The sequence below is a fragment of the Streptomyces sp. NPDC003284 genome, assembly GCF_053589675.1.
Genome location: NZ_JBSFSI010000003.1, coordinates 361,401 through 385,402, shown reverse-complemented (window position 1 = coordinate 385,402; position 24,002 = coordinate 361,401). Strand labels below are relative to the sequence as shown.

General features: G+C 75.4%; 18 protein-coding genes. 8 read left to right on the top strand and 10 right to left on the bottom strand.

The genetic code is table 11. From position 1 onward, the window contains the following. Positions 1-183: 183 nt before the first annotated feature. From ACWDYF_RS08775 to ACWDYF_RS08750, 6 genes are all read left to right on the top strand, one after another. Entirely contained in the window at positions 184-3,873 is a 3,690-nt protein-coding gene (locus ACWDYF_RS08775) for a nitrate reductase subunit alpha (RefSeq protein WP_389462699.1), read from the top strand. A gap of 1 nt (position 3,874) precedes the next feature. Next, complete coding sequence (gene narH / locus ACWDYF_RS08770) at positions 3,875-5,500, top strand: nitrate reductase subunit beta (RefSeq protein WP_389462700.1); 1,626 nt, start codon at positions 3,875-3,877, stop codon at positions 5,498-5,500. After that, the gene (narJ, locus tag ACWDYF_RS08765; protein ID WP_389462701.1) at positions 5,497-6,105 is read left to right on the top strand and encodes a nitrate reductase molybdenum cofactor assembly chaperone; all 609 of its coding nucleotides are present in this window, start codon (positions 5,497-5,499) and stop codon (positions 6,103-6,105) included. The genes narH and narJ overlap by 4 nt, the downstream gene beginning before the upstream one ends. Beyond that, the gene (gene narI / locus ACWDYF_RS08760; RefSeq protein ID WP_389462702.1) at positions 6,102-6,851 is read left to right on the top strand and encodes a respiratory nitrate reductase subunit gamma; all 750 of its coding nucleotides are present in this window, start codon (positions 6,102-6,104) and stop codon (positions 6,849-6,851) included. The genes narJ and narI overlap by 4 nt, the downstream gene beginning before the upstream one ends. Before the next feature lie 143 nt (positions 6,852-6,994). Next, positions 6,995-7,870, top strand: coding sequence for a hypothetical protein (locus tag ACWDYF_RS08755; RefSeq protein ID WP_381738740.1), 876 nt, complete (start codon positions 6,995-6,997; stop codon positions 7,868-7,870). After that, positions 7,867-8,232 (top strand): hypothetical protein, encoded by a 366-nt coding sequence (locus ACWDYF_RS08750; protein ID WP_381738742.1) that lies wholly within the window; start codon positions 7,867-7,869, stop codon positions 8,230-8,232. Before ACWDYF_RS08755 ends, ACWDYF_RS08750 begins: the two co-directional genes overlap by 4 nt. On the opposite strand, the gene ACWDYF_RS08745 is transcribed toward ACWDYF_RS08750, so the two are convergent. Together ACWDYF_RS08745 and ACWDYF_RS08740 are read right to left on the bottom strand one after the other, a co-directional pair. Further along, positions 8,202-9,440 carry a hypothetical protein gene (locus tag ACWDYF_RS08745; RefSeq protein WP_381738744.1) on the bottom strand — a complete coding sequence of 413 codons (1,239 nt, stop codon included), beginning with the start codon at positions 9,438-9,440 and terminating at the stop codon, positions 8,202-8,204. The two genes, ACWDYF_RS08750 and ACWDYF_RS08745, sit on opposite strands and share 31 nt — an antisense overlap. 56 nt (positions 9,441-9,496) lie before the next feature. After that, positions 9,497-10,828 (bottom strand): serine hydrolase domain-containing protein, encoded by a 1,332-nt coding sequence (locus ACWDYF_RS08740; protein ID WP_389462703.1) that lies wholly within the window; start codon positions 10,826-10,828, stop codon positions 9,497-9,499. A gap of 189 nt (positions 10,829-11,017) precedes the next feature. Between ACWDYF_RS08740 and ACWDYF_RS08735 the strand changes: the two genes are divergently transcribed. After that, the gene (locus tag ACWDYF_RS08735) at positions 11,018-11,905 is read left to right on the top strand and encodes an SCO2400 family protein (RefSeq protein WP_389462704.1); all 888 of its coding nucleotides are present in this window, start codon (positions 11,018-11,020) and stop codon (positions 11,903-11,905) included. 31 nt (positions 11,906-11,936) lie between these two features. On the opposite strand, the gene ACWDYF_RS08730 is transcribed toward ACWDYF_RS08735, so the two are convergent. The 4 genes from ACWDYF_RS08730 to ACWDYF_RS08715 all read right to left on the bottom strand — a co-directional run bounded on the left by ACWDYF_RS08730 (position 11,937) and on the right by ACWDYF_RS08715 (position 16,517). Then, positions 11,937-12,836, bottom strand: a complete 900-nt coding sequence (locus tag ACWDYF_RS08730) for an NAD(P)-dependent oxidoreductase (protein ID WP_389462705.1) — start codon at positions 12,834-12,836, stop codon at positions 11,937-11,939. A gap of 76 nt (positions 12,837-12,912) precedes the next feature. Beyond that, positions 12,913-13,497, bottom strand: a complete 585-nt coding sequence (locus ACWDYF_RS08725) for a TlpA family protein disulfide reductase (protein ID WP_389462706.1) — start codon at positions 13,495-13,497, stop codon at positions 12,913-12,915. Positions 13,498-13,590: 93 nt separating this feature from the next. Further along, positions 13,591-15,258, bottom strand: a complete 1,668-nt coding sequence (locus ACWDYF_RS08720) for a glycoside hydrolase family 13 protein (protein WP_389462707.1) — start codon at positions 15,256-15,258, stop codon at positions 13,591-13,593. Between the two features lie 275 nt (positions 15,259-15,533). Beyond that, the gene (locus tag ACWDYF_RS08715) at positions 15,534-16,517 is read right to left on the bottom strand and encodes a nucleoside hydrolase (RefSeq protein WP_389462708.1); all 984 of its coding nucleotides are present in this window, start codon (positions 16,515-16,517) and stop codon (positions 15,534-15,536) included. Positions 16,518-16,799: 282 nt separating this feature from the next. Between ACWDYF_RS08715 and ACWDYF_RS08710 the strand changes: the two genes are divergently transcribed. Further along, on the top strand, positions 16,800-17,672 hold the full coding sequence (locus ACWDYF_RS08710) for a hypothetical protein (protein ID WP_389462709.1): 873 nt from the start codon (positions 16,800-16,802) through the stop codon (positions 17,670-17,672). Between the two features lie 27 nt (positions 17,673-17,699). Here the strand turns inward: ACWDYF_RS08710 and ACWDYF_RS08705 are convergent, their stop codons facing one another. The 4 genes from ACWDYF_RS08705 to ACWDYF_RS08690 all read right to left on the bottom strand — a co-directional run bounded on the left by ACWDYF_RS08705 (position 17,700) and on the right by ACWDYF_RS08690 (position 24,002). After that, positions 17,700-17,984, bottom strand: coding sequence for a hypothetical protein (locus tag ACWDYF_RS08705; RefSeq protein ID WP_389462710.1), 285 nt, complete (start codon positions 17,982-17,984; stop codon positions 17,700-17,702). Between the two features lie 64 nt (positions 17,985-18,048). Continuing rightward, positions 18,049-19,392, bottom strand: coding sequence for a helix-turn-helix domain-containing protein (locus tag ACWDYF_RS08700; RefSeq protein ID WP_389462711.1), 1,344 nt, complete (start codon positions 19,390-19,392; stop codon positions 18,049-18,051). Positions 19,393-19,809: 417 nt separating this feature from the next. Further along, positions 19,810-21,264 carry an extracellular solute-binding protein gene (locus ACWDYF_RS08695; protein WP_389462712.1) on the bottom strand — a complete coding sequence of 485 codons (1,455 nt, stop codon included), beginning with the start codon at positions 21,262-21,264 and terminating at the stop codon, positions 19,810-19,812. Next, a complete protein-coding gene (locus tag ACWDYF_RS08690; RefSeq protein ID WP_389462713.1) occupies positions 21,264-24,002 on the bottom strand; it encodes a caspase family protein in 2,739 nt (912 codons plus the stop codon). Before ACWDYF_RS08690 ends, ACWDYF_RS08695 begins: the two co-directional genes overlap by 1 nt.

Sequence of the window (24,002 nt, the reverse complement as noted above, 5' to 3'; positions counted from 1 at the left end):
AGCTCTGCTCAACTCTGCGTAGTCCTATGGGAACCGACTGTTCCGATGCGCCACGCTGGCCACGCCCACGCCGGCCGGGGGGTGCGGACCGACCACCCGCACCCCCCGGCCGGTGTCCGCCGACTTCATAGGGGATGTGAGCTGCGAGTGGGACGGCGAGCGGCACGAAAGGAAGCGGAGCGGATGGCGGCCCTGGCCGCCGACCGGTTGCTGCGGGCGGGGGGCACGCTGCGACGCTCCGTGACCACTCCGGATCTGCGGGCGGTCTTCCGCACCGACCAGGACGTCAACGACAGCCCGTACCGGGAGCGTTGGGCGCACGACAAGGTGGTGCGCTCCACCCACGGGGTGAACTGCACCGGTTCCTGCTCGTGGAAGGTGTACGTCAAGGACGGGCTGATCACCTGGGAGACCCAGGAGACCGACTACCCCACGACCGGCCCCGACCGGCCCGAGTACGAGCCGCGCGGCTGCCCGCGCGGCGCCTCGTTCTCCTGGTACACCTACTCGCCGACCCGGGTGCGCTACCCGCACGCCCGCGGGGTCCTCGTGGAGATGTACCGCGAGGCCCGCGCCCGGCTCGGCGACCCGGTCGCCGCCTGGGCGGAGATCGTCACCGACCCGGACCGGCGGCGCCGCTACCAGGCCGCGCGCGGCAAGGGCGGCCTGGTGCGGATCGGCTGGGACGAGGCGCTGGAGATCGCCGCCGCCGCCCATGTGCACACCATCGCCGAGCACGGGCCCGACCGGGTCGCCGGGTTCTCCCCGATCCCCGCGATGTCCATGGCCTCGCACGCGGTGGGCGCCCGCTTCATGTCGCTGATCGGCGCGCCGATGGTGTCGTTCTACGACTGGTACGCCGATCTGCCGATCGCCTCCCCGCAGGTCTTCGGCGACCAGACGGACGTACCGGAGTCCGGGGACTGGTGGGACGCGGCGTACCTGATGCTGTGGGGCTCCAACGTGCCGGTGACCCGCACCCCGGACGCGCACTGGATGACCGAGGCCCGCTACCGCGGCCAGAAGGTCGTGGTGGTCTCCCCGGACTACGCGGACGCCACCAAGTTCGCCGACGAGTGGCTGCACCCGCACCCCGGCACCGACGGGGCGCTGGCGATGGCCATGGGGCACGTGATCCTCACCGAGTTCTTCGTGCGCCGCCAGGTGCCGTACTTCACCGACTACGTGCGGCGCTTCACCGACCTGCCCTTCCTCGTGGAACTGACCGAACACCCGGGCCACCCGGGCGCGTTCGTGCCCGGCAAGTTCGTCACCGCGGCGGCGCTCGGCCTGGACGGGGAGGCGGGCGAGGACGCCCACTGGAAGCCGGTGCTGCTCGACGCGGTCTCCGGGCGCCCGGTGGTGCCCCACGGCACCCTCGGCGACCGCTGGTCCAAGCGCGGCGAGGGCCGCTGGAACCTGGACCTCGGGGACGTGGAGCCCCAGCTGACCTTCCACCGGGCGGACGCCGGGCCCGGCGGCAGCATCCCCGTCCGGCTGCCCCGCTTCGACGGCTCCGGCACCGGGGAGGCGGCCGGCGGCTGCGTCACCCGCGGCGTACCGGTGCGCGAGGTGGGCGGACGCCGCGTGACGACCGTCTTCGACCTGCTGCTCGCCCAGTACGGGGTGGCCCGCGACGGACTGGAGGGCGAGTGGCCGGACGGCTACGAGGACGCCGCCCAGCCGCACACCCCCGCCTGGCAGGAGGCGATCACCTCGGTGCCGGCCGCCGCCGTGGTGCGGGTGGCGCGGGAGTTCGCGCGCACCGCCGAGCAGTCCCGCGGCCGGTGCACCATCGTCATGGGCGCGGGCACCAACCACTGGTTCCACTCCGACACCATCTACCGCTCCTTCCTCACCCTGCTGCTGCTCACCGGCTGCCAGGGCGTCAACGGCGGCGGCTGGGCGCACTACGTCGGCCAGGAGAAGGTGCGGCCCTACGCGGGCTGGCAGCAGCTCCAGTCGGCCGCCGACTGGGTGCGGCCCTCCCGGCAGGTCGCCGGCACCCCGTACTGGTACCTGCACACCGGCCAGTGGCGCTACGACGGCCACGGCGCGGACACGCTCGCGGCGCCCACCGGAGCGGGCCTGTTCCGCGGACGGCACACCGCCGACCTGGTCGCCCAGTCGGTGCGCCTGGGCTGGATGCCCTCCGCGCCCGCCTTCTCCGCCAACCCGCTCGACCTGGGCCGCGCGGTGCGCGAGAGCGGACGCGAGCCCGGCGAGTGGGTCGCCTCCCGGCTCGCCGAAGGAAAGCTGTCGTTCGCCTGCGAGGACCCGGACGCCCCGGAGAACTGGCCGCGGGTGCTCACCGTGTGGCGGGCCAATCTGATCGGCTCCTCCGCCAAGGGCAACGAGTTCTTCCTGCGCCATCTGCTGGGCGCGAGCGACAACGCGCACGCCGCCGAGGCCCCGCCCGGGGCCCGCCCCCGGGACGTCACCTGGCGCGAGGAGGCCCCGCGCGGCAAGCTCGACCTGCTGCTCGCCCTGGACTTCCGGATGACCTCGACCACGCTGATGGCCGACCTCGTGCTGCCCGCCGCCACCTGGTACGAGAAGCACGACCTGTCCAGCACCGACATGCACCCCTATGTGCACGCCTTCTCGCCCGCGATCAGCCCGCCCTGGCAGGCCCGCACCGACTTCGAGATCTTCCACGCGCTGGCCCGCCGCTTCGGCGAACTGGCCGCCGGACGGCTCGGCGTGGCCCACGACCTGGTGGCCACCCCGCTCCAGCACGACACCCCGGGCGAGACGGCGCAGCCCGGCGGCACCGTCCGGGACTGGCGCGCGGCGGGCCGCACCCCCGTGCCCGGCCGCGACCTGCCGCAGTTCACCGTCGTCGAACGCGACTACACCGCCGTCGCCGACCGGCTGGCCGCGCTCGGCCCGCTGTGCGAGCAGCAGGGCATGACCGTCAAGGGCGTCACCGTCCGGCCGGGGCCCGAGGTGCGCCGTCTGGCCGCCCGCTGCGGCACCGCCGGCGGAACCGGGCCCGTCCGCGGCCGTCCGCTGCTCGACACCGACGTCAAGCTGTGCGAGGCCATCCTCGCCCTGTCCGGCACCACCAACGGGCGCCTCGCCGCCGAGGGCTTCGAGCGGCTCGGCGAACGCTGCGGCCCCGGCGCCGGGTTCGACACCCTCGCCGAGTCCGTGCGCGAACGCCGGATCGTCTTCTCCGACACCCAGCAGCGGCCCGTCCAGGTCGGCACCAGCTACGAGTGGTCCGGCAAGGAGGCCCCCGACCGGCGCTACTCGCCCTTCACCGTCAACACCGAGCACGGCAAGCCCTGGCACACCCTCACCGGCCGCCAGCACTTCTACCTGGACCACGACTGGATGGCCGAGCTGGGCGAGCAACTGCCCGTCTACCGGCCGCCGCTGGACCTCACCGCCGACAGCGTCCCCGGCGAGCGCGAGGTCTCCGTGCGCTACCTCACCCCGCACTCCAAGTGGTCCATCCACTCCGAGTACCAGGAGAACCTGCTCATGCAGACCCTGGCCCGCGGCGGCCCGGTCATCTGGATGAGCGTGCCCGACGCCGAGGCCATCGGCGCCGCCGACAACGACTGGGTGGAGGCGGTCAACCCCAACGGCGTCGTCGTCGCCCGCGCGATCGTCTCCCACCGCATGCCGCCCGGCACGGTGTTCATGTACCACGTGCAGGAACGCCTGGTGAACGTGCCGCGCTCGGAGGCCACCGGGCGGCGCGGCGGGGTGCACAACGCCCTCACCCGCATCCTCCTCAAACCCACGCACCTCATCGGCGGCTACGCCCAGCTCTCCTTCGCCCCCAACTACTACGGCCCCACCGGCAACCAGCGCGACGCCCGCACCGTCGTGCGCCGCCGCGCCCAGGAGGTGCAGTACTGACATGCGCGTCTTGAGTCAGGTCGCCATGGTCATGAACCTCGACAAGTGCATCGGCTGCCACACCTGCTCGGTCACCTGCAAGCAGACCTGGACCAACCGCACCGGCACCGAGTACGCCTGGTTCAACAACGTCGAGACCCGCCCCGGCCTGGGCTATCCGCGCGGCCACGAGGACCAGGAGAAGTGGAAGGGCGGCTGGCGGCTGGACGCGCGCGGCCGGCTGGTGCCGCGCTCCGGCGGCCGCGTACGCCGCCTCGCCCGCCTCTTCGCCAACCCCGAACTGCCCTCCCTGGCCGACTACTACGAGCCCTGGACCTACGACTACGACACCCTGATCGCCGCCCCGCTCGGCGACGACCTGCCCACCGCCCGCCCCCGCTCCCTGATCGACGGCCGCCCCGTCTCCGTCACCTCCGGGCCCAACTGGGACGACGACCTGGGCGGCGGCCCCGCGCACCTGGCCGGCGACCCCGTGCTCCAGGCGATGAACGAGCAGGTCAGGCTGGAGTACGAGCAGGCGTTCATGTTCCATCTGCCGCGCATCTGCGAGCACTGCCTCAACCCGAGCTGTGTGGCGGTCTGCCCCTCCGGGGCGCTCTACAAGCGCATCGAGGACGGCATCGTCCTCGTCGACCAGGACCGCTGCCGCGGCTGGCGGATGTGCGTCTCCGGCTGCCCGTACAAGAAGGTCTACTTCAACCACTCCACCGGCAAGGCCGAGAAGTGCACCTTCTGCTACCCGCGCATCGAGGCGGGCGAGCCGACCGTCTGCTCGGAGACCTGCGTGGGCCGGCTGCGCTACCTCGGCGTGCTGCTGTACGACGCCGACAAGGTCGGCGAGGCCGCCGCCGTCCCCGACGAGAAGGACCTCTACGAGGCCCAGATCGGCTGCTTCCTCGACCCGCACGACCCCGAGGTGGTGCGCGCCGCCGAGGCGTCCGGCGTCCCGCACGACTGGATCACCGCGGCCCGCCGCTCCCCCGTGCGCGACCTCATCACCACCTACCGCGTCGCCCTGCCCCTGCACCCGGAGTACCGCACCCTGCCCATGGTCTGGTACGTGCCGCCGCTGTCCCCGGTGGTCGACGCGCTCACCCGCAGCGGCCACGACGGCGAGCACCCGGCGCCCCTGTTCGGTGCCATCGACTCGCTGCGCATCCCGGTCGCCTATCTGGCCGGTCTGTTCACCGCCGGGGACCCCGCGCCGGTGGAGGCCGCGCTGTGCCGGCTGGCCGCGATGCGCGCCCACATGCGCCGCGTCAACCTCGGCGAGGACCGCGACCCGGCCATCGCCCGCGGCGTCGGCATGGACGAGACCGGTCTGGAGGCCATGTACCGGCTGCTCGCCCTCGCCAAGTACGAGGAGCGCTACGTCATCCCCACCACATACGTCGCGGGCGGCGGCAGCGGCCCGGACGGCGCCGGATGCAGCCTGGAGGGCGACGGCGGCCCCGGGATGTACGGCACCGACGCCGCGGGCGCCTTCCACACGCCCCCGGTCCCGGCCCCCGCCGGATCCGGCCGCTCCGCGCTGCGCGGCCGGATCAACCTGCTCGACTGGAACGGCCGCGGCCGGCCCAGCGGCCTGTTCCCCGACCGGCCGCGGGCGGAAGGCGCCGACACATGAACCTGCACCGGGCACTCCACCAGGCCGCCGCGCTGCTCCTGGACCACCCGGGCCCCGACTGGCCCGACCGGATCCGGACCGTGGCCGAGGCACTCGCCCCGCTGCCCGGCGAGGCCCCCGGGCTGCTGCTGCGCTTCTGCCGGTGGGCGCGGGACACCAGCCCGCTCGACCTCGCCACCGGCTACGTCACCACCTTCGACCGCAGCCGCCGCCGCACCCTGCACCTGACCCACTACACCGACGGCGACACCCGCCGCCGCGGCGCCACCCTGGCCGCGCTGAAGGCCCGCTACCGCGAGCACGGCTGGGCACCGCCGCCCGGCGAACTCCCCGACCACCTGCCCTGCCTGCTGGAGTTCGCCGCCCGCTGCCCCGGCCCCGGCACCGACCTGCTGCACGAGCACCGCCCCGCGCTCGCCCTGCTCGCCCACGGCCTGGAGACCCACCACAGCCCCTACGCCGACGTGCTGCGCGCGGTCCTGACCACCGTGCCCGACACCCCGCCCCCGGACCCGCGGCCCGCGGCCGTACCGGAGCCACGGCCCCTCCCCCTGCCGTTCCCCCTCCGGCACGCGCCGGACGACGAAGGAGTCCGCCGCCGATGACCCCGCCGCACCTGCGCGCCGCGCACCTGGACATCGCCCTGTGGGGCGTCCTGCCCTACCTCGCGCTGGCCGTGCTCGTCGCCGGTACCGCCTGGCGCTACCGCTACGACCGGTTCGGCTTCACCACCCGCTCCAGCCAGCTCCACGAGTCCCGGCTGCTCGGCATCGGCGGCCCGCTCTTCCACTACGCCCTGTTCCTGGTCATCGGCGGCCACATCATGGGCCTGCTGGTCCCGGAGGCCCTGACCCGGTGGCTGCGCGTCAGCGAGGAGCAGTACCACGCGGTCGCCCTGGCCATGGGCGGCACCGCCGGGCTCGCGGCCGTCGCCGGACTCGGCCTGCTGCTGCACCGGCGGCTGCGCGTGCCCGCCGTACGCCGGGCCACCAGCCGCGGCGACCGGCTCACCCACCCGCTGCTCGCCCTCGTCCTGCTGGCCGGGCTGACCGCCACCGCCACCTCCGTCACCAGCCCCTACGACTACCGGCTCGGCGTCGCCGTCTGGTTCCGCAGCCTGTTCACCCTCGACCCCGACGTCGCCGCCATGGCCCACGCCCCGCTCGTCTACCAGTGCCACGCCCTGCTGGCCATGCTGCTCTTCGCCCTGTGGCCGTTCGGCCGCCTGGTGCACGCCTTCACCGCCCCGGTCGGCTATCTGGCCCGCCCCTACGTCGTCTACCGCTCCCGCGGCGGCGCCGCCCGGGGCAGACTGTCCGGGCGCACACCCCGCAGGGCGCCCGTGCGCTGAAGCACATCGCCCGGCGCGGAGCAACGTAGCGGGCCGGTTTCCGGTCCATACGGTTGTGCGTACGTTTGGGCGGGAACTGCTTCGAGGAGCCGAGCGGTGGTGCGACGGAACAGAGGACCGGTGAAGCCGGACAGGACGAGGGAGTGAGACCCGGCGGACCGCGGGTCCGGCAGCGCGGGCGGGATCTGGTGACCCGGCTCGCGCTGTTCGTCGTCCGCACCCTGCGCGGTGAATGGCACGCCATGGTCGTCGACCCGGTGCGCCTGCTGCTGCGCCGGGGCCTGTCCGGGCTGCTGCTCGCCTTCGTGGCCGCCTTCGGCGTGATCTTCTTCCACGCGGTCGCCCAGCACCCCCGGGGCGAGACGGCGGTGCGGCTGGTCGGCGGCGTCCAGGCCGACCTGCCGCTGTGGCTGGCCCTGGCCCGCACCCCCGTCTCGCTCTACGTCCCCGCCCTGGACCTGCCGGTGTGGGCGGGCATCACCCAGCTCTTCCTGGCCTTCGCCCTCGCCGAAGTCACCCTGGGCCGCGCCCGCACCCTCTACATCTCCTACGTCACCACGCTGGCCGGCACCCTCACCGTGCGGGTGATGCTCGCCGTCGGCCCCGGCCACGGCGGGATCGGCCTGCCGCCGGAGATCGGCCACGTCCTGGACACCGGCCCGTCCGCGGCCGTGGTCGGCCTGTTCACCTATCTCTCCGTGGTGCGCCGCGCCCCGGTCGTCTTCTTCCTCACCGGCGGCTCGATGGTCGCCGAGTCGGTGGTGAAACCCAACCTGGCCGGCCGCGAGCACCTGATCGCGGTGGCCGCCGCCCTCGTCCTGGCCGTCCTCCACGAACGCCCCTGGCGGCGGCTGCGCCTGCCGCGCCGCGCCCGCGCCGCCCGGCCCGTCGCGCCCCCTCCCGTACGGCCCGCCGTTGTCTATCCTGAACCCGTGCCGCGGCGCGCGGAGCCGGAGCCCGCCCTGCGGCGCGAGCGCGTGCCGGGCGGCTGCGCGGGGAGCGGGACGGGGGAGAGATGAACTGGATCTGGTGGGTGCTCATCCTGTTCTGGACCGGTGGCTTCGCGTGGCTCGCGGACACCGCGCGCACCGCGCTGCGCAACCGGCACCAGCGCCGGCTGGAGCTCCTGGAGGCGCAGCGGGCGGAGCGGCTCGCCCTGGAGGCGGCCCACCAGCCGCCCGAGCCCGTCTGCGGCTGCACGCACCACCTGGCCAAGCACGACCGCGACGGCCGCTGCCACGAACGCGTCGAGGTGCCCGTCGCCTGGGACGAGAACAAGAAGCCCCTGCGCTACGAGCCGGGCCGGTGCAACTGCCAGCGCTATGTGGGCCCGCAGCCGCTGTCCCAGGTCTACGCGGAGGAGCTGACCGACCGGGCCTGAGAGCCGTCCGGCGCGCGCCGCTGCCCCGGCAGCCGCACCGCGGGCGCGGTGGCCTCCCGTGAGCCGCGCGGCGGACGCTGCGGCCAGAACAGCACGTACAGCGCCGAACCGACGGCGAACGCCAGCCGGATCAGGCCCTGCGCCGAGTCCGAGGGCACCAGCAGCGCGCTGCCGTACAGGGAGATCAGCGCTATCCAGCTCACCCAGGGCACCAGCCGCCGCTGCCCCACCGAGTCCCAGATGAGCGTGCCGAGCAGCACCGACGCGTTGTAGTACGTGTACACGCTCGGGTCCAGCACGATCCGCGCGTCGGCGGCCAGCACCACCACGGCCGCCCAGCGGCCCCGGCGCACCGCGAGCGCGCCGAGCGCGATCCCGAGGCCCATCTGCGCGGGCCGGTCCCACCAGGGGGTGGCCGGGTCGGTCACCCCGAACCAGCGCAGCGAGGAGGCGGGCTGGTTCGGGATGGTGAACCGGGCGGCGGCGAACGTCTCCAGATGGGTCAGGTAGAACGGCAGCCAGGCCGCCGCCACCAGGCCCACCGTCCAGGCCGCCGCGCGCAGCCGTTCGGCCCTGGGCAGCGCCAGCAGCAGCGGCAGGAAGCCCACCGCCCACGGCTTGGAGTCCACCGCCAGCGCGAGGAAGACGCCGACGGCGGTGGCGTTGCCGCGCACCAGGGCGCGCACCGCCAGCGTGGTGAAGAACAGGGCCATTACGTCGTCCAGGTGCGCGAACCGCACCGAGACCTCCACCCACATGGGGATGAACGCGGCACCGGCGACCAGGACGCGCTGCTGGAGGCGCTTGTGGTTCATCCCGGTGCCGCGCCCCCACTCGGCGGCGGTCCGGCCGATCAGGACCAGCATGTACAGGCCCAGGCCGGACATGAACGCCTCGGCCAGGTTCTCGCCCAGGGCCGCGGGGAAGGGCCCGAACAGCGCGGCGACGACGAAGGAGACCGGGCCGATCTGCAACTCCGGGTGGTTGGCGTACAGCGCGAGGCCGCCGCCCGGCACCTGACTGAACAGCAGTTCCTCACCGCTGCGCAGATAGTGCCAGGACACGGCCCCGTGCCGTTCGGCCACCAGGAACCACAGGACCGTCCACCCGGTCAGCAGGGCGGTGTGCCACCGCACGGGCGACCGGCCGATACGGCCGAGCCGCGCGTCGTCCCCGGCACCGGCCGCCGCCTTCTCGCCGTTGCGCACGTTCCGTCCTTCCGTCACAGGTCCGCCCCGTCAGACGGGGATCGGCCGGGAACGGTTCAGCGCGGGAGCCCGGCCCAGGCGTCCGGGGAGAGATCGGCGCCCCGGAGCACGGTAGCGGTGCGGGGTGCGGACACGGACGGCGCGGGGGTGGCGGCGGCCGACGCGGTGGCCGGGCAGAGCGCGGCGCCCAGGTAGGCGTTGAGTGCGTCGTCGACCGGGCTCGGCTCGAAACCGGTGCCGTCCTCCTTCAGGCGCTCGTACTTCATCAGGTTCCAGCCGACGGCGGCCTGGCGCTTCCCGTCCGGGCTGGACAGCGCGATCGTCCCGGCGCCGAACACGGCGCCGTCGTGGCCCCAGAAGCGGCCGCAGCCGGGTATGTCGACGGCGTACAGGCCCAGTCCGTAGTTCAGGCCGTCCACGGGGACGGTCCGCTGCATCTCCTTCAGCGCGGCCGGGCCGATCAGCCGGCCCGTCAGCAGCGCCCGGTAGAAGCGGTTCAGGTCGTCGGTGGTGGAGACCACCGCGCCCGCCGTGTACGCCCAGGACATGTCGTAGACGCTGTAGTCGCGGGGCGGGTCGATGAGGCCGTAGAAGCTCTCGTACATCCGCGCGTGCGGGCCCTGGAGGGCGGCGGTGCGCGGGTAGGAGGTGTGGCGCAGCCCGGCCCGGCCGATGACATGGCGGGTGATGTACGCCTCCGGGTCCTGGCCGGTGACCTTGGCCAGCAGGAGTCCGGCGATGACGTAGTTGGTGTTGGAGTAGTGGCCGGGCAGCGCGCCGGGTGCGCCGGTGGCGGGGGCGGCCAGGCCGAGGCGGACCAGTTCCGCCGGGCGGATCGAGCGGAACCGCTCCTCGTCGAGGCTGGCCGTCGAGCCCTCGGCCAGGGACGGGAAGGCGGGCACCACGTAGTCGCCGATGCCGCTGGTGTGGTCGAGCAGCATGCGGACGGTGATCCGGTCCCCGCGCCCGCCCGGGACCAGGCCGGGCAGATACGTGGCGATGGGGGCGTCCAGGCGGACCCGGCCCGCCTCCACCTGCTGGAGCACGGCGACGGCGGCGAAGGACTTGCTGATGCTGCCCACCCGGTGGCGCATGTCCGGCCGGACCGGGCGGCCGGTGGCCACGTCCGCGACGCCGGACGCGCCGCTCCAGGCGCGGTCGCCGTCGCGGACCGAGGAGTACAGGCCGTACATGCCCGCCTCGTGCACGGCGCGCAGCGCGCCGCCGAGGGCGGCCGGGTCCAAGGCGGTGCCCGGCCGGGCCGCGGCGGTGGCGGTGGCCGGGGCGGAGGCCGGTCCGGGGCCGGCGAAGGCCGCAGGTGCGGCGGCGGAGGTCAGTGACAAGGCGGTGGCGACGACGGTGGCCGCGGCGATCCTGCGGATGCGCAAGGGACTTCCCTTCCCTCGGGTCCGAGCATGTCCCCGCCATCCTCGGCGATCTTGAGGGGCCGCCACATCCTTCGGGCGGACGAGGTCCGGTGCCGAATCCGTGCGAGAGCGTCACACAGGCTCCACACAGCGCGGCGGCCCGGTTGTTAGCGTGACTGGCCGCCCGGCAGCCGACCCAGGAAGATCCGGATGGACTACTGCTCCACGTGCCGACGGCACCTCAACGGTGCCCTGGTGTGCCCCGGTTGCGGTGCGTACGCGCCGGACATAGCACCGAACGCCACCACGGACTCCGCGCACGCCTATGCCCCCGGCCCGGCGGCGGCCGCCACGCGGGAGACCGCCCCACCGGACGCCCCGGTCACCGCAGAGGTGCCGCGGGTGCCGGGCGGGACGAACCTGTCGGGTCCATCGGACGTGCCGGACCTGCCGGATCTGCCGGAGGTCCGGCAGCGGCCGGGGCGGGCGGCGCGGCGGCGGCAGCTGGCCCGCTGGAAGAAGACCCAGCGCCGGGCCCTGGTCGCCACGGCGGTGGCGCTGGTCGGCGGCGGTCTGACGGTCGCCTCGATGGAACGCGGCGGCGGCGACCGCGCCCAGGCGGCGGCCCCGGCTCAGGACGGCCCGCACCCGGACAGCGTCGGCAGGCAGCCCGCGGGCCACGGCTCCGCACCGGCGGCCGGGACCGGATCCGCCCCCGGGAGGACTCCCGGGACCGGCTTCTCCGGTGTGCGGCACTCCTCGCCTCCGGCCGCGCCCGCGCACCATCTCTCCGCCCCGGCCGGACAGGGCGTACGCCCCGACGCCGCCGCCCCGCCCGCGCCGGTGGCGCCCTCCGCGCCCGCCACGCACCCGGCTCCGGCGGGCCCGTCCGGGACCTCGGCCGAGGGCGGCACCTCTGGGACCGGCGGCACCCCGGCTGCACACGATTCCCCGGACACCCCGGCACAGCACCCGTCGACCGGGCCCACCACTCCCCAGGGCACCCCGCCCGGTCACGGCAGCACGGACCCGTCCTCGCCGCCCGCCGCGGACCCGGCGTCCCCGCAGCTCTGCCTGCTGGTCCTCTGCCTGGGCTGACCGGCCGTCGGGCAGCCGGGCGGCCGGGCGGTCAGACCCCCGGCGCCGGACGCTCGTCGAAGCTGGCGAAGTAGGCCGCGGCCATGTCCTCGCCGCCGTGGCCCTGGGCGGCGGCGCGGGCGAAGCGGTCGGCGCTCGCGGCGGCCACGTCCAGGCGTACGCCGTGCCGCGCACCGGCCTCCACGATCAGCCGGGCGTCCTTCTCCGCCGTGGTCACCGCGAAGCTCGGCGGCAGCAGGGCGCCGTCGAGGACGAGCCCGGCCTTGGCGCGCAGATAGCCCATGTCGAGCGGGCCGCCCGCGATCAGGTCGAAGAAGGCCGCCGGGTCCACGCCCAGCCCCTCGGCCAGGGACAGGGTCTCGCCGGTGGCGGCGGTGGCCGCGATGACCCAGCTGTTGGCGACCAGCTTCAGCCGGGTCGCGGTGGCCGCGGCGCCGTCCTCGCCGGTCCACACCGTGCGCGCGCCCACCGCGTCGAACAGCGGCCGCACCGCCGCGCGGCCCTCCGCGGGCCCGGCGGCCAGCACGGTGAGCTGCCCGGACTCGGCGGGCTGGCGGGTGCCGAGGACCGGGGCGTCGTAGAAGACCAGGCCGTGGGCGCGGGCGAGGTCCGCCAGTTCGCCGACCGCCTCCAGGCCGGAGGTGGTCGACTGCGCCCAGACGGCGCCCGCACGGGCCTCGGGGGCGGCCTCGCGCATGACCTCCAGGACGGTGCCGCCGTCGTAGAGCATGGTCAGCACGGCATCGGCGTCCCGGACCGCGTCGGCGGCGGCGGCCGTGACCTCGGCGCCCTCGGCGGCCAGCGGCTCGGCCTTGGCGCGGGTGCGGTTCCAGGCGCGGACGGTGTGCCCGGCCCGCAGGAGGCTGCGGGCCATCGCGGCGCCCATGATGCCGGTGCCCAGCACGGCGACGGTACGGGTGGTGGCGGTCATCTCGTTCCTTTCGGCGAGGACTGCGGGCGGGACCGGTACGCCCGGCGCCCGGCCATTGTCCGTCCGGACGCCCGGTTCAGCGCCCCGGCCCGCCGGACGCCGCCGCGGCGGGGAGCAGCGGTTCGAGCACCTTCGCCATCCGGCTCTCCGACGTCATGCCGATCCGGACGGCCGCGGCCCGGCCCTCCCGGTCGATGACCACGGTGAGGGGGAGCGTCTGGGTGTTCACCAGTCCGCGGGGCAGGCGCAGCACCTGCTTGCCCGCCGGATCGTGCAGGGACGGATAGCTCAGACGGTGGTCCCGCTGGAAGGTGAGCGCCTCGGCGCGGCTGCTGTCGTCGGCGATCCCGAGCACCTGCACCCCGCGGGGCGACCACTCCCGCTGGATCTTCTCCAGCTCCGGGGCCTCCAGTCGGCACGGGCCGCACCAGTGCGCCCAGACGTTGAGCACGACGACCTTGCCCCGGTAGTCGGACAACCGGATCTCCCGGCCGTCCAGGGACGTCCCGCCGAGGTCCGGCACGGCGGGGCGCTCACCGGGCTCCAGGGTGCGCGTCAGCGCGTCCTGGGGGCTGGTGTCACCGACCTGTGCGGTGGACGAGCACCCCGCGAGCAGCACGCAGGCCGCGGTCACCGCCGCGTACGTACGCCGGTCCGGCATCCGCCCACCCCTCCGCCCGCCAGGGCCTGTGGTTCCTCCGCGTCCGTCGACGATCATTGTCCTCGGCACGGCCGGCGCCCCGGAGCCGGGGGCCTAGGCCAGCCACACGGTGGTGTCCGGCTCCAGCCGGTCGCCCGTCGGCGGTGCGCTGCTCAGCAGCACCTCGCCCGGCGGCAGCGGTACGGACCCGTCCGACAGGTTGGTGACACACCGCCAGCCCGCGGAGCGGGCGAACGCCAGCACGCCCGCCGGGGTGTCCTGCGTCCAGGTCAGCGACTCGTCCGCGAGCAGCTTGCGGCGCAGCCGCAGCGCCGTGCGGTACAGCTCCAGGGTCGAGCCCTCCACCCCGTCCTGCGCCTGGACGGCGTACGCGGCGAAGGAGGGCGGCTGCGGCAGCCAGGACCCGCCGGGCCCGAAGCCGTACGAGGGTCCGGTCGTCGTCCACGGCAGCGGCACCCGGCAGCCGTCCCTGCCCTTGCGGACACGGCCCGTCTGCTCCCAGACGGGGTCCTGGAGCACCTCGGTGGGCAGGTCGGCGACCTCGGGCAGGCCCAGTTCCTCGCCCTGGTAGAGGTAGGCGGAGCCGGGCAGGGCCAGCATCAGCAGGGTCGCCGCGCGGGCCCGGCGCAGTCCGGCCGCCGGGTCCACGGCGGGCGCCCGGCCGCCGGCCAGCAGCCAGGCGTTCTCGTCCGTGCCCGGCGGGAGCACCAGCCGGGAGGCGTGCCGCACCACGTCGTGGTTGGACAGCACCCAGGTGGCGGAGGCACCGGCGGCCCGCGCGGTGGCCAGGGAGGCGGCGATGGCGGCGCGCAGTCCGTCCGCGTCCCACCCGGTCTGGAGGTACTCGAAGTTGAAGGCCTGGCCCAGCTCGTCGGGCCGGGCGTACAGCGCGCGCCGCGCGTCCGGCACCCAGGCCTCGGCGACGGCGGTGCGGGGCGGGGAGTAGGCGTCGAAGATCTTGCGCCAGTCCCGGTAGATCTCGTGCACGCCGTCCCGGTCCCAGTACGGATGGCTGCCCGGCTCCAGACGCGGCAGCGCGTCCTCGCCGGTGACGCCGATGTCCCCGACGTCGCGCAGCGGTTCGTCGAGATCCTTGACCAGGGCGTGCGCCACATCGACGCGGAAGCCGTCCACGCCCCGGTCGGACCAGAACCGCAGGGTGGTGCGGAAGTCGGCGCGCACCTCCTCGTTGCTCCAGTCGAAGTCCGGCTGCTCGGGGGCGAACAGGTGCAGGTACCACTGGCCGTCCGGCACCCGCCGCCAGGCGCTGCCGCCGAACACCGACTGCCAGTCGGTGGGCGGCAGTTCGCCCCGCTCGCCGCGGCCGTCCCGGAAGACGTACCGGGCGCGGGCGGCGGAGCCGGGTCCGGCCCGCAGCGCCTCCTGGAACCAGCGGTGCCGGTGCGAGCTGTGGTTGGGGACGATGTCCGCGATCACCTTCAGGCCGAGGCGGTGCGCCTCGGCGACCAGCGCGTCGAAGTCGTCGAGGGTGCCGAGGCGGGGGTCGACGTCCCGGTGGTCGGCGACGTCGTAGCCGCCGTCGGCCAGTTCGGAGGGGTAGAACGGGCTGAGCCACACGGCGTCGGCACCGAGCCCGGCCAGATGCGTCAGCCGCCGGGTGATGCCCCGGATGTCGCCGAGTCCGTCCCCGTCGGCGTCGGCGAAGCTGCGGGGGTAGACCTGGTAGACGACGGCCTGCCGCCACCAGTCGGGGTCGCGGGAGGACAGGTCGGGCGGTGCGTCGTCGGTGCGGTCGGTCACGCGGTCTCCTCTTCGGACGGGGAGCCGTGGGCCTGCGGGCCCGGAGCCCGCGGGCGCGGGTCCGCGGGTACGGGTCCGCGGGTCTTCGGGCGGCGCCGGAACGGCTCAGGGAATCTTGTCCCGGCCGCCGGGGAGGCGAACCCCGTATCCGGACCGCGCCGGTGTCACGCCCCGCGGCGCACCCCCGACCGCCCCCTTCGGCCCCCGACCGGCCGTGCTCGGGCCGGTCGTGAACCGGTCGTGAACGGGGCGTGGGCCGGTCCCGTCCGTCGCGGTCAGGCCCGCGTGCCCGCGCCCTCGACGGTGGCCAGATACAGCTTCACGTACCGCTCCACGTCGACGTCGAGCGCGACGTCCACCAGCGGCTGCTCACGGGCCTCGCCGTGCAGTTCCGCCTCGCCGGGGCGCCGACGGCGGTCGACGACCGTCTGGCCGCGCCCCGGTCCCGGCGCGAGGGTCACCTCGACGGGCAGCCGGTGCGTGGTCAGTCCCGCCGGGTCGGCGACCGCGCAGACGGCGCCCGCGTCCCCGAGGCCGCCCCCCGGGTCCTCCTCGCCGGTCACCGGGTCGCGGTGGGACAGCAGCCGCCCGGCCAGCCGCGCGCCCGGCTCGGTGCTCTCCCCCAGCCGGCGCACGTCACCGGCCGGGACGACGACCCGCTCGAACACGTCCAGCCCGTACATCGTGGTCGGCACCCCGGCGCTCAGCAGGATCGCGGCGGCCTCCGGGTCGTGCCAGACGTTGAACTCGGCGACCGCCGTGGCGTTCCCGGTGGCGACCGCGCCGCCCATGAACACGATCCGCTCGATGTTCCGCGTCACCTCCGGGTGGGTGCGCAGCAGCAGGGCGATGTTGGTCAGGGGCGCGGTGGGGATCAGGGTGACCGGCCGGGGCGAGGCCAGGATCGTGCGGCGCAGCAGCGCCACCGCGTCCACGTCGGCGGGCCGCCGCGCCGGGGCGGGCAGGCCGAGGTCGCCCATGCCGTCGCGGCCGTGCACGTGGAGCGCGGTGCGCACGGGCTCGATCAGCGGGCGCTCGGCGCCGCGCGCCACCGGGATCCCGGGTGCGCCCGCCTGCTCCAGCACGGTGAGCGTGTTGCGCACCACCTGGTCCACGTCCGTGTTCCCGGCCACGCAGGTCACCGCGCGCAGGTCGAGCCCCGGGTGCCGGACGGCGAACAGCAGGGCGAGCGCGTCGTCGACGCCGGTGTCGCAGTCGATGATCACGGGCGTGGCGTCGGCGTTGGACGGACCGGTCACGGCGGGCTCCCTCGAAGACTCGGTTGTACTCGCACTCCGCTCCCGACCCTATGCGCCCCGCCTCCCGGCCCGGGGCGCCCCCGCGCGCGGTGCCGTCCGTGGCGCTCACCCGGACGGACCGGCGCGGTGGTGCGGGGCCGGAGTCGGTGGTGCGGTGGGATGACCGTCCGGTGCGCGTCGCGGGCGTCGTGCGCGTCGCGGGCGTCGGTGCCCCGGCGCCGCTGCCGCCGTGACCGCCCCGGCCGTGACCGTCGTCCGACCGTCGTTGTGGAGGACCCGCCCATGCCCCGGCTCCCGGCTGTCCGTGTCCTTGCCGTCGCCGTGCTCTGCGCGGCCGGTCCGCCGGCGCTGACCGCCTGCGGCTCCGGGCAGGAGGCCCGGCCGGCCGCCGCCTCGCCGTCCGCCGCCGCGGCCTCCCGGCCGGCCGCCCCGCGGACACCGGCCGCCCCGACGGCACCGGCCGCCCCCGCCGGGCTCACCGCGGCGCAGGCGCAGGCCGCGCTGCTCACCGAGGACGACCTCGGGGTGCCCTGGGAACCGACCGAGGGGGCGGCGACCTGGCGGGACGGCATCCTCAAGGCACGTACCGGCGCCGGGACCGCGCCCGACTGCCAGCGGCTCATCGACGCGCTCTACGCCGACCAGCCGCTCGGCGCCCCCACGGGGACGTACGCGGTGACCGGTTTCGACGACGGCGACGACCGGGCCCAACTGCGCCACCAGGTCCTCACCCTGCGCCCGGCGGACGTGGACCGCACCCTGGCCTGGCTGCGGACGCTGCCGCGGACCTGCGCCCGGTTCACGGCGGCGACCACCCGGGCCGGGGAGCAGACGGTGCGGGTCGACGACCTCGCGCTGCCCGCGCTCGGCGACGCCCGGCAGGGCCTGCGGATCACCTTCACCGGACCGCGCGACAGCGCGGACGGCGCAGACGGCACGGACGGGCGGGACTCCGGCGGCCGGGACGACGACGGGGACGGCACGGACACCACCGCGCTCACGCTCGACGTCGTGGCCGTGCGCGTCGGCGGCGACGCGCTCACCCTGACCGACGGCGCCCCCGGGGAACTCCCCTCCGACGCCACCCTGACGGCGGCCCAGCTGGGCGTGGAGCGCCTGACGGCGGCCCGGGACGGAACCCGCGCCCAGGCCTGAGCGACGACGACGCGGGCGCGGCCCGGTTCAGCCGGCGGCGATCCGGTCCACGGCCTCCTTGGCCTCCTTCAGACCGGCGTCCGTGGCCTCCCGGTACACCTTGATCGCCTGGATCGTCCGGCCGCTCCGCGCCAGTTCGGCCACCTCGCCGCGCCACGGCTCCGCCTCGCGCAGCCCCAGGTGGTCCAGGATCAGATCCAGTTTGTGCTCGACGCGGGCGGTGCGCCGGTCGGTGCGGGCGATCCGGACCTCGATCGTGGCGAACCCGGTGAGCAGAGCAGCGAAGACGATGACGAAGACGAGTATGTCCATACGGTGATCCTAGGAAGGCGCGTCCACGCGTCCGGCGTGTACACGCCCCGGACGGCGCCCGGTGTCACAGCGGCGGCTGCGCGGGGGCCGGGCCCAGCGTGGTGGTGCCCGGGGCGGTGCGGTGGCCGAGACCGGTGCGGTAGACGTCGAGGGCCGCCTCCACCCGGCCGGTGCGGCGCAGCAGATCACCGAGGAGGCGGCACAGGTCGGCCAGGTCACCGGCGGCACCGGCCCGCTCCAGAAGGCTCAGCGCGCGGACGTAGTGCTCCTCGGCGGCCTCCGTGTCCCGGGCGTCCTCGGCGATGATGCCGAGCAGCCGGTGCGCGGCGGCGGCGTGCATCGCGCCCCGCTCGGAGGAGAGGTCGCCGAGCACGTCCCGCAGCAGGTCGGCGGCCTGCCCCGACTTGCCGCGCCGGTGCAGCACATCGGCCAGTTCGACGGCGACCTGCCGGGTGTAGAGGGCGGCCCGCTTGGCGGTCAGCATGTCGAGCGCGGACCGCAACTCCTGCTCGGCGCGCTCCAGTTCGCCGTTCTGCGCGCAGACATAGCCGCGCATCCAGTGGCAGTTGGCGAGTTCGGTGCGCAGCTGGAGGTGGCGGTAGAGCTCGGCGGCCTTGGCGAGCGAGGCGTCCGCCTCGGCGATCCGGCCCTCGGCGAGCAGGGTGCGGGCCACCGACCGGTGCATCCGGGCCACCAGCGCCGGATCGCCCGCCTGCGGGGCGAGCGCGAGGGCGAACTCGGCCGCCTGCGCCGCCCGCGCGTGCGCGCCCATGTCCATGTACGGGCCGATGACACCGGCGTAGAGGAGGAGCAGGGCGTCCGGGTCGTGCAGTCCGGAGCGGTTCAGTTCGTCGAGGGTGGACTCGAAGAGGTAGACGGCGTACCGCAGTTCGCCGGTGAGGTAGTGGGCGACGGCCCGGCCGCGCAGCGCGGGGACACGGGCGGGCAGCGGCGCGTCGGCCAGGGCCTGCTCGGACTGCTCGAAGTAGCGCCGCCCGCTCTCCAGTTCACCGGTCTCCAGGGCGCATTCACCGAGCCCGAGCAGCGCGTCGGCCCGGATGTCGGCGAGGTCGAGCTGCTCGGCCTCGGCGAGCAGCTCCCCGTACAGCTCGGCGGCCCGGCCGGTCTCCCCGGTGGCCAGCGTCCGCTGCGCCTCGGTCAGCCGCAGCCGCAGATCGGTGGCGAGATGGGCGGGGCGGCCGGTGGCCAGTTCCTCGTAGGCGACACCGAGCCGTTCGGCGAGGTGGCGCAGCGCGGCGTCGGAGGGCCGCACCCGCCCGGCCTCCAGGGTGGAGACATACGCGGGTGTGTACGCCGGTTCGGCCAACTGCTTCTGGGTGAGGCCCCGTTCGCGCCGCAGCCGCTGCACCCTGCGCCCGATGGTCTCCGGGTCGTCCCGCTTCGCCATGCGCCTCATCATGCCAGTACGCGCACCCCCCGGCCCCCGCGTGCCCGCCCCGCCGCCCGGCGCGGGCACCCCGCGGGGACATCCCGCCCACGCCGGTCCAACTCCCCTTGTTTCCCTCCGGTTTGCCCTTCCGGCCGAGCGCTCCCACACCCTAGGTTGGGAATTGCGTTAAACCTGCTTAACCCCCCACTGTCGTTCCCTGCCGCTGTGAGGTCGGTCGCCGTGTCCGGACGCCCTGTCGCCCGCCCTGGTCGCATCTCCGCACGCCATGTACGAGGACTCGGCGCGGCCCTCGTCGCCGTGGCCGCCCTGGTAGCGGCCGCCAACGCGGGCCCCGCCCCCACGACCGAACCCGCTCCGGGGCAGCAGGTCGCGGTCCAGGGGCGTTAGGGCCGGTCCGCGGACGGTGCCACCGCGCTAGGGCCCGTCCGGCAGCACCCTCCTCAGTGCCTCGTCCAGTTCCGCGGCCAGGGTCGCGTCGGTCGGGGGGTCGTCGGTGAACAGGCGGCCCAGTTCGGTGGTGAAGGTCTGGGTGAAGGCGCCGTAGAGCGGGGTGCGGGGGCGGGGCACCGCGCGGGTGAGGGCGGGCAGCAGGATGCGGCGGGCGTAGTCGGGGCGGCCGGCCGCGTCGCGCGGCATCCGGTCGGTGCTCTCCCCGGTGGGGGCCGGTGAGGGGTCCGCCGCCACCGCGCACCGCACCCGGTCGTCGGTGTACGCCGACGACCGGGTCGCGGCGAACCCCGCGTCCAGCAGGCAGCGTTCGCTCTGCGCGCTGGTGAGGTAGGCGATGAGCTGCGCGGCCTTGCGGGGCCGCTCCGAGGAACGGGCCACCGCCAGGTTCTGCCCGCCGAGCACCGCCCGGCCGGGCAGCGGCGCCACGCCGAGCTGCCGGGACGAGAAGGTCTGGTGCAGCGTGCCGTAGGCGTAGGGCCACTGCCGCAGGAAGGCCGTGCGGCCGCTCGCGAAGTCACTGAGCGAGGCGGCCTCGTCGGAGGCGAGGGCGTGGTCCAGGGTGTACGGCTTCTCCGTGCGCCGCCGCAGCTCCGCGATGCCGTCGGCGAGCTCCTGGCGGGTCGCGGTGTAGCGGCCCGACTCGTCGGTCAGGGCGAAGTCCTCGGTGGCGGAGGCGAACGCCTCGATGGCGTTGACCGTGCGGCCCTCGTAGGCGGCGAGCTGCGTCGTCCACGCCTTCTCGAAGCCCTCGGGCGGATGCGTGTCCAGGACATCGGCGAGGTCGCGCAGCCGCTGCCAGGACGTGCCGGGCCCGAGCACGGGATCGCGGACCCCGGCCTCCCGCAACTGGTCGAGCCGGTAGTACAGCAGCCCCACATCGGTGTTGAACGGCACCGCGTAGACCCGCTTCTTCCAGTACGCCGTGGCGGCGACCGAGGCGATGACGTCGCCGTCGAGCGCGCCGTCCGGCAGCGGATCGACCAGCGCCGCCTCGGCGAACTCCGGCACCCAGGTCACGTCCAGGTTGACCACGTCGTAGTCGGCGCTGCCCGACTGGAGCGCGCCCAGCAGCTGGCTGCGCTGCTCGTCGGCCGAGCCCGGCAGCTCGACCAGCCGTGCGTGGTAGCCCGTGTTCTCCTTGTCCTGCTCCCGGTTCCAGGCGTCGATGAGCTGCTCCCGGACGCCGTTCTTCCCGGTCACGTCCCGGCCGCTGGCCACCACGATCTCGCCGGGCACATCGGCGGAGGGCGACCGCCGCGCCTCCGGCCCGCCCCCGCCGGTGCAGCCCGCGACCGCGGCCAGCACCAGCAGCACGGCCGCCGCGACCGGCGCGGACGCCACCGGTGACAGGGCCCGCGGCAGCCGCCCGCCGCGCCGGGTCCGCTCCCCGCGCCGGTGCCCGGTCCCGCACCGCCTCATCAGTCCTCCCCCGTCCCCACCCGCGCCACCTCGTCGTGCAGACCGGTGCCGAGGTCGTCGGCCGTGTCCAGGCAGCGGCCGTGGCTCGCCTCGGCGACGGCGGCCGCCGGGCGGCCCCGGTCGCAGGAGCCGGCGACCAGGGACACCATGTCCACCGGGACCTTCCGCTGCCGGGCCCGCTCCAGCACCTGGGCGAGGTTCTCGCCGGTCAGCCGGTCGTCGTCCTCGTCGTCGGTGATGTAGACGATCAGCTGGGGCCGCTTGTCGTCGGCGCCGCGCCCCGCCATCGTGTCGAGCGCGTCGAGCAGCACCGCGTGCGGATCGGACTCGGCGTCCCGCACCCGCGCCGCCGCGTCCACACCGCGCTCGGCGTCGGCGCGCCGGTGGTGCCCGAAGGCCAGCACCTCGTCGTGGTGGCGGCCGCCGGGACCGTCGTACACGCCCCACACCCCGTACTCGTCCTCGTCGCCGAGCCCGCCCAGGGACTGCTTCAGGATGCCGGGGCCGCCGCTGGGACCCGGCCACCGTGTGTGCATCGAGCCGGAGCTGTCCAGCAGGTAGAGGACCCGGCCGGGGCCGTTCGCGCTGCGGTAGCGGCTGAGCGCGGTGTCCACCGCCGTCCGCGCGGCGGCACCCGGCAGCGGCCCCGCCGCGCTCAGCACCCCCGTGTCGGCGGGCCCGGCGCCTAACAGCGGATGCCCGGTGCCCGTGGCGGAGCGGAATCCGGCGGCGGCGAAGGCGGCGAGGCCGTCCCGGCCGGTGAGCCACGCGTGGAAGCGGTCCACGGCGTCCGCCCGGACGGCGGCGTCCCGGTCCCCGCCGTCCCAGGCGACCCGGACGAACGTGGGCGTGAGCGCCGGTACGTCGGACGGGTACTCGGCGCTCCGCGGCACCCGGGTGTTCTTGGCGCAGCCCACCCCGCTGACCAGCAGGAACTCAGGGACGAGGGCGGCGGTGCGGGCGTCCGCCGCGCGGTCGGCGGGCAGCGCGCACAGCAGGTCGGCGGCGGTCGGGGCGGGCGGGCCCGTGCCGCGCACCCCCTGCTCGGCGGCGCGCGGGTCGGCGCCGCCGCCGTAGAGGCCGACCGTCGCCAGCAGCGCGGAGTCGGTGACCTCCGGGTCGGCGCGCAGCACAGCGGCCGCCGCGTCCCGCGCGCGCAGCCGAGCGGCCAGCCGGGCCAGCGGCAGCCCGGTCCGCTCCTCCACCCGGCTCCCGGCGAGCTTGCGCGGCACGGCCAGCACCACCGGCGAGTACGCGAACGGGCCCGCGTCAGGGCGCAGTTCGGCGAAGCTGCGCTCGGTGCGGTCGGTGCCGACCCGGGCCACGTCGGTGCCCGAGGCCGGGATCCAGACGTCCGGCTGCGGGCCGATGTCCCGCTGCGGGTTGGTGTCCTCCTCGCGCGGCTCCTGCCAGGCGTCGGTCTGCCGGCGCAGCGCGGTGACCGCCGCTCCGGCGCCCGCGCTGTAGACGGTGATGCCGGTACGGCGGCAGCCGTGCCCGGTGTCGTCGGCGCCCGAGCCGAGATAGGCGTCCGCGGCGGTGCGGACCACCGGCTCCAGGTCGGGGTCGGTCAGCACCCGCAGTTCGAGGGGCGGACGGCAGGCGGTGGCGTCCCCGGCACCGATGAACCGGCACGCGACGACGTAGCCGCCCCCCGCCAGCAGCAACACCAGCGCGACGGCCACCCCGGCCCTGCCCCACCACCCGAGCCGACCGAGCCGACCGAGCCACCCGCGCCGCCCTGGCTGCCCTGACTGCCCTGACTGCCCGAGCCGACCGAGCCACCGCACCGCAGCACCGGTCAGCGTCCTCGCCGCCCCCACCGTCCCCAGCAGCCCCGCGAGCACCCGCCGGACGCGGCCCGCTCCTGACCCGGACGAGGGCTCGCGGGGCCCCGGCGGAGACGGCGGCGGAGACTCCGGCACAGGCGGGGGTGGGGACGGGGACGGAGACGGCGGGGACGGCGCGGGTTCGGGCGGCGGCTCGTGCTGCGGGCGCGACCCCGGCCGCAGCAGGACGTCCGTGTCCGGCGCGGCGGCGAGCTGCGGCTCCCAGGGATCGTTCTGGGTGGTCGTACGCCCCGCCCCGAGCATCCGCGCGCGCACCCGCCCGTAGACCTCCAGCAGCGACCGGTCCCCGCCCGTCTCCAGCAGCCGTACCAGCTCGTCGGTGAACGGGGTCGGGCCCGTGCCGTCGCCCGCGTCGATGAGCCGGTTGGCCTGCACGCTCATCAGCAGCAGGATCTTGTGCCGACCCGGGAAGTCGTGCCACACCTTGGCGGCGTTGCCCGCGTAGCAGCAGTCGAGGATCACCACGATCCGCTCGGCGCCGCTGCCCGCGAGCACCGTGAGCACCTCGGTGAACGAGGTCGCGTTCGGGAAGACGGCCTGCGCGCCCGCGACCACGCGCGCGTTGCGCATCTGGAGGAACAGCTCGTTGCCCGCGCTCGGCACCGCGCCGTGCCCCGCGAAGTAGCACAGCAGCAGCCCCTCGGCCTCGTGCGCGGCGCGGCGCAGGTCCTCGCCGAAGTCGTCGTGGGTGGGCGAACGGCAGTCGGTGATCTCCCGGTCCGCGAACACCCCGCCGCGCAGGGCCTGGCGCAGCCTGCTGACGTTGTGCCGCACGGCGGGCAGCTGCCCGGCCACCCCGTCCCACGCGGCCGGCTTCGTGTGCTCGTACTCCGACACGCCGACCAGCAGCGCGCGGTTCACCCGCCCCCTCGGGTCGAAGCGGCCCAC

Excerpts from the sequence above, each read along its gene's own strand:
- ACWDYF_RS08775 (WP_389462699.1), top strand. The coding sequence starts at position 184 with ATGGCGGCCCTGGCCGCCGACCGGTTGCTGCGGGCGGGGGGCACGCTG.
- narH (WP_389462700.1), top strand. The coding sequence starts at position 3,875 with ATGCGCGTCTTGAGTCAGGTCGCCATGGTCATGAACCTCGACAAGTGC.
- narJ (WP_389462701.1), top strand. The coding sequence starts at position 5,497 with ATGAACCTGCACCGGGCACTCCACCAGGCCGCCGCGCTGCTCCTGGAC.
- narI (WP_389462702.1), top strand. The coding sequence starts at position 6,102 with ATGACCCCGCCGCACCTGCGCGCCGCGCACCTGGACATCGCCCTGTGG.
- ACWDYF_RS08750 (WP_381738742.1), top strand. The coding sequence starts at position 7,867 with ATGAACTGGATCTGGTGGGTGCTCATCCTGTTCTGGACCGGTGGCTTC.
- ACWDYF_RS08735 (WP_389462704.1), top strand. The coding sequence starts at position 11,018 with ATGGACTACTGCTCCACGTGCCGACGGCACCTCAACGGTGCCCTGGTG.
- ACWDYF_RS08730 (WP_389462705.1), bottom strand. The coding sequence starts at position 12,836 with ATGACCGCCACCACCCGTACCGTCGCCGTGCTGGGCACCGGCATCATG.
- ACWDYF_RS08725 (WP_389462706.1), bottom strand. The coding sequence starts at position 13,497 with ATGCCGGACCGGCGTACGTACGCGGCGGTGACCGCGGCCTGCGTGCTG.
- ACWDYF_RS08710 (WP_389462709.1), top strand. The coding sequence starts at position 16,800 with ATGCCCCGGCTCCCGGCTGTCCGTGTCCTTGCCGTCGCCGTGCTCTGC.
- ACWDYF_RS08705 (WP_389462710.1), bottom strand. The coding sequence starts at position 17,984 with ATGGACATACTCGTCTTCGTCATCGTCTTCGCTGCTCTGCTCACCGGG.
- ACWDYF_RS08700 (WP_389462711.1), bottom strand. The coding sequence starts at position 19,392 with ATGGCGAAGCGGGACGACCCGGAGACCATCGGGCGCAGGGTGCAGCGG.
- ACWDYF_RS08695 (WP_389462712.1), bottom strand. The coding sequence starts at position 21,264 with ATGAGGCGGTGCGGGACCGGGCACCGGCGCGGGGAGCGGACCCGGCGC.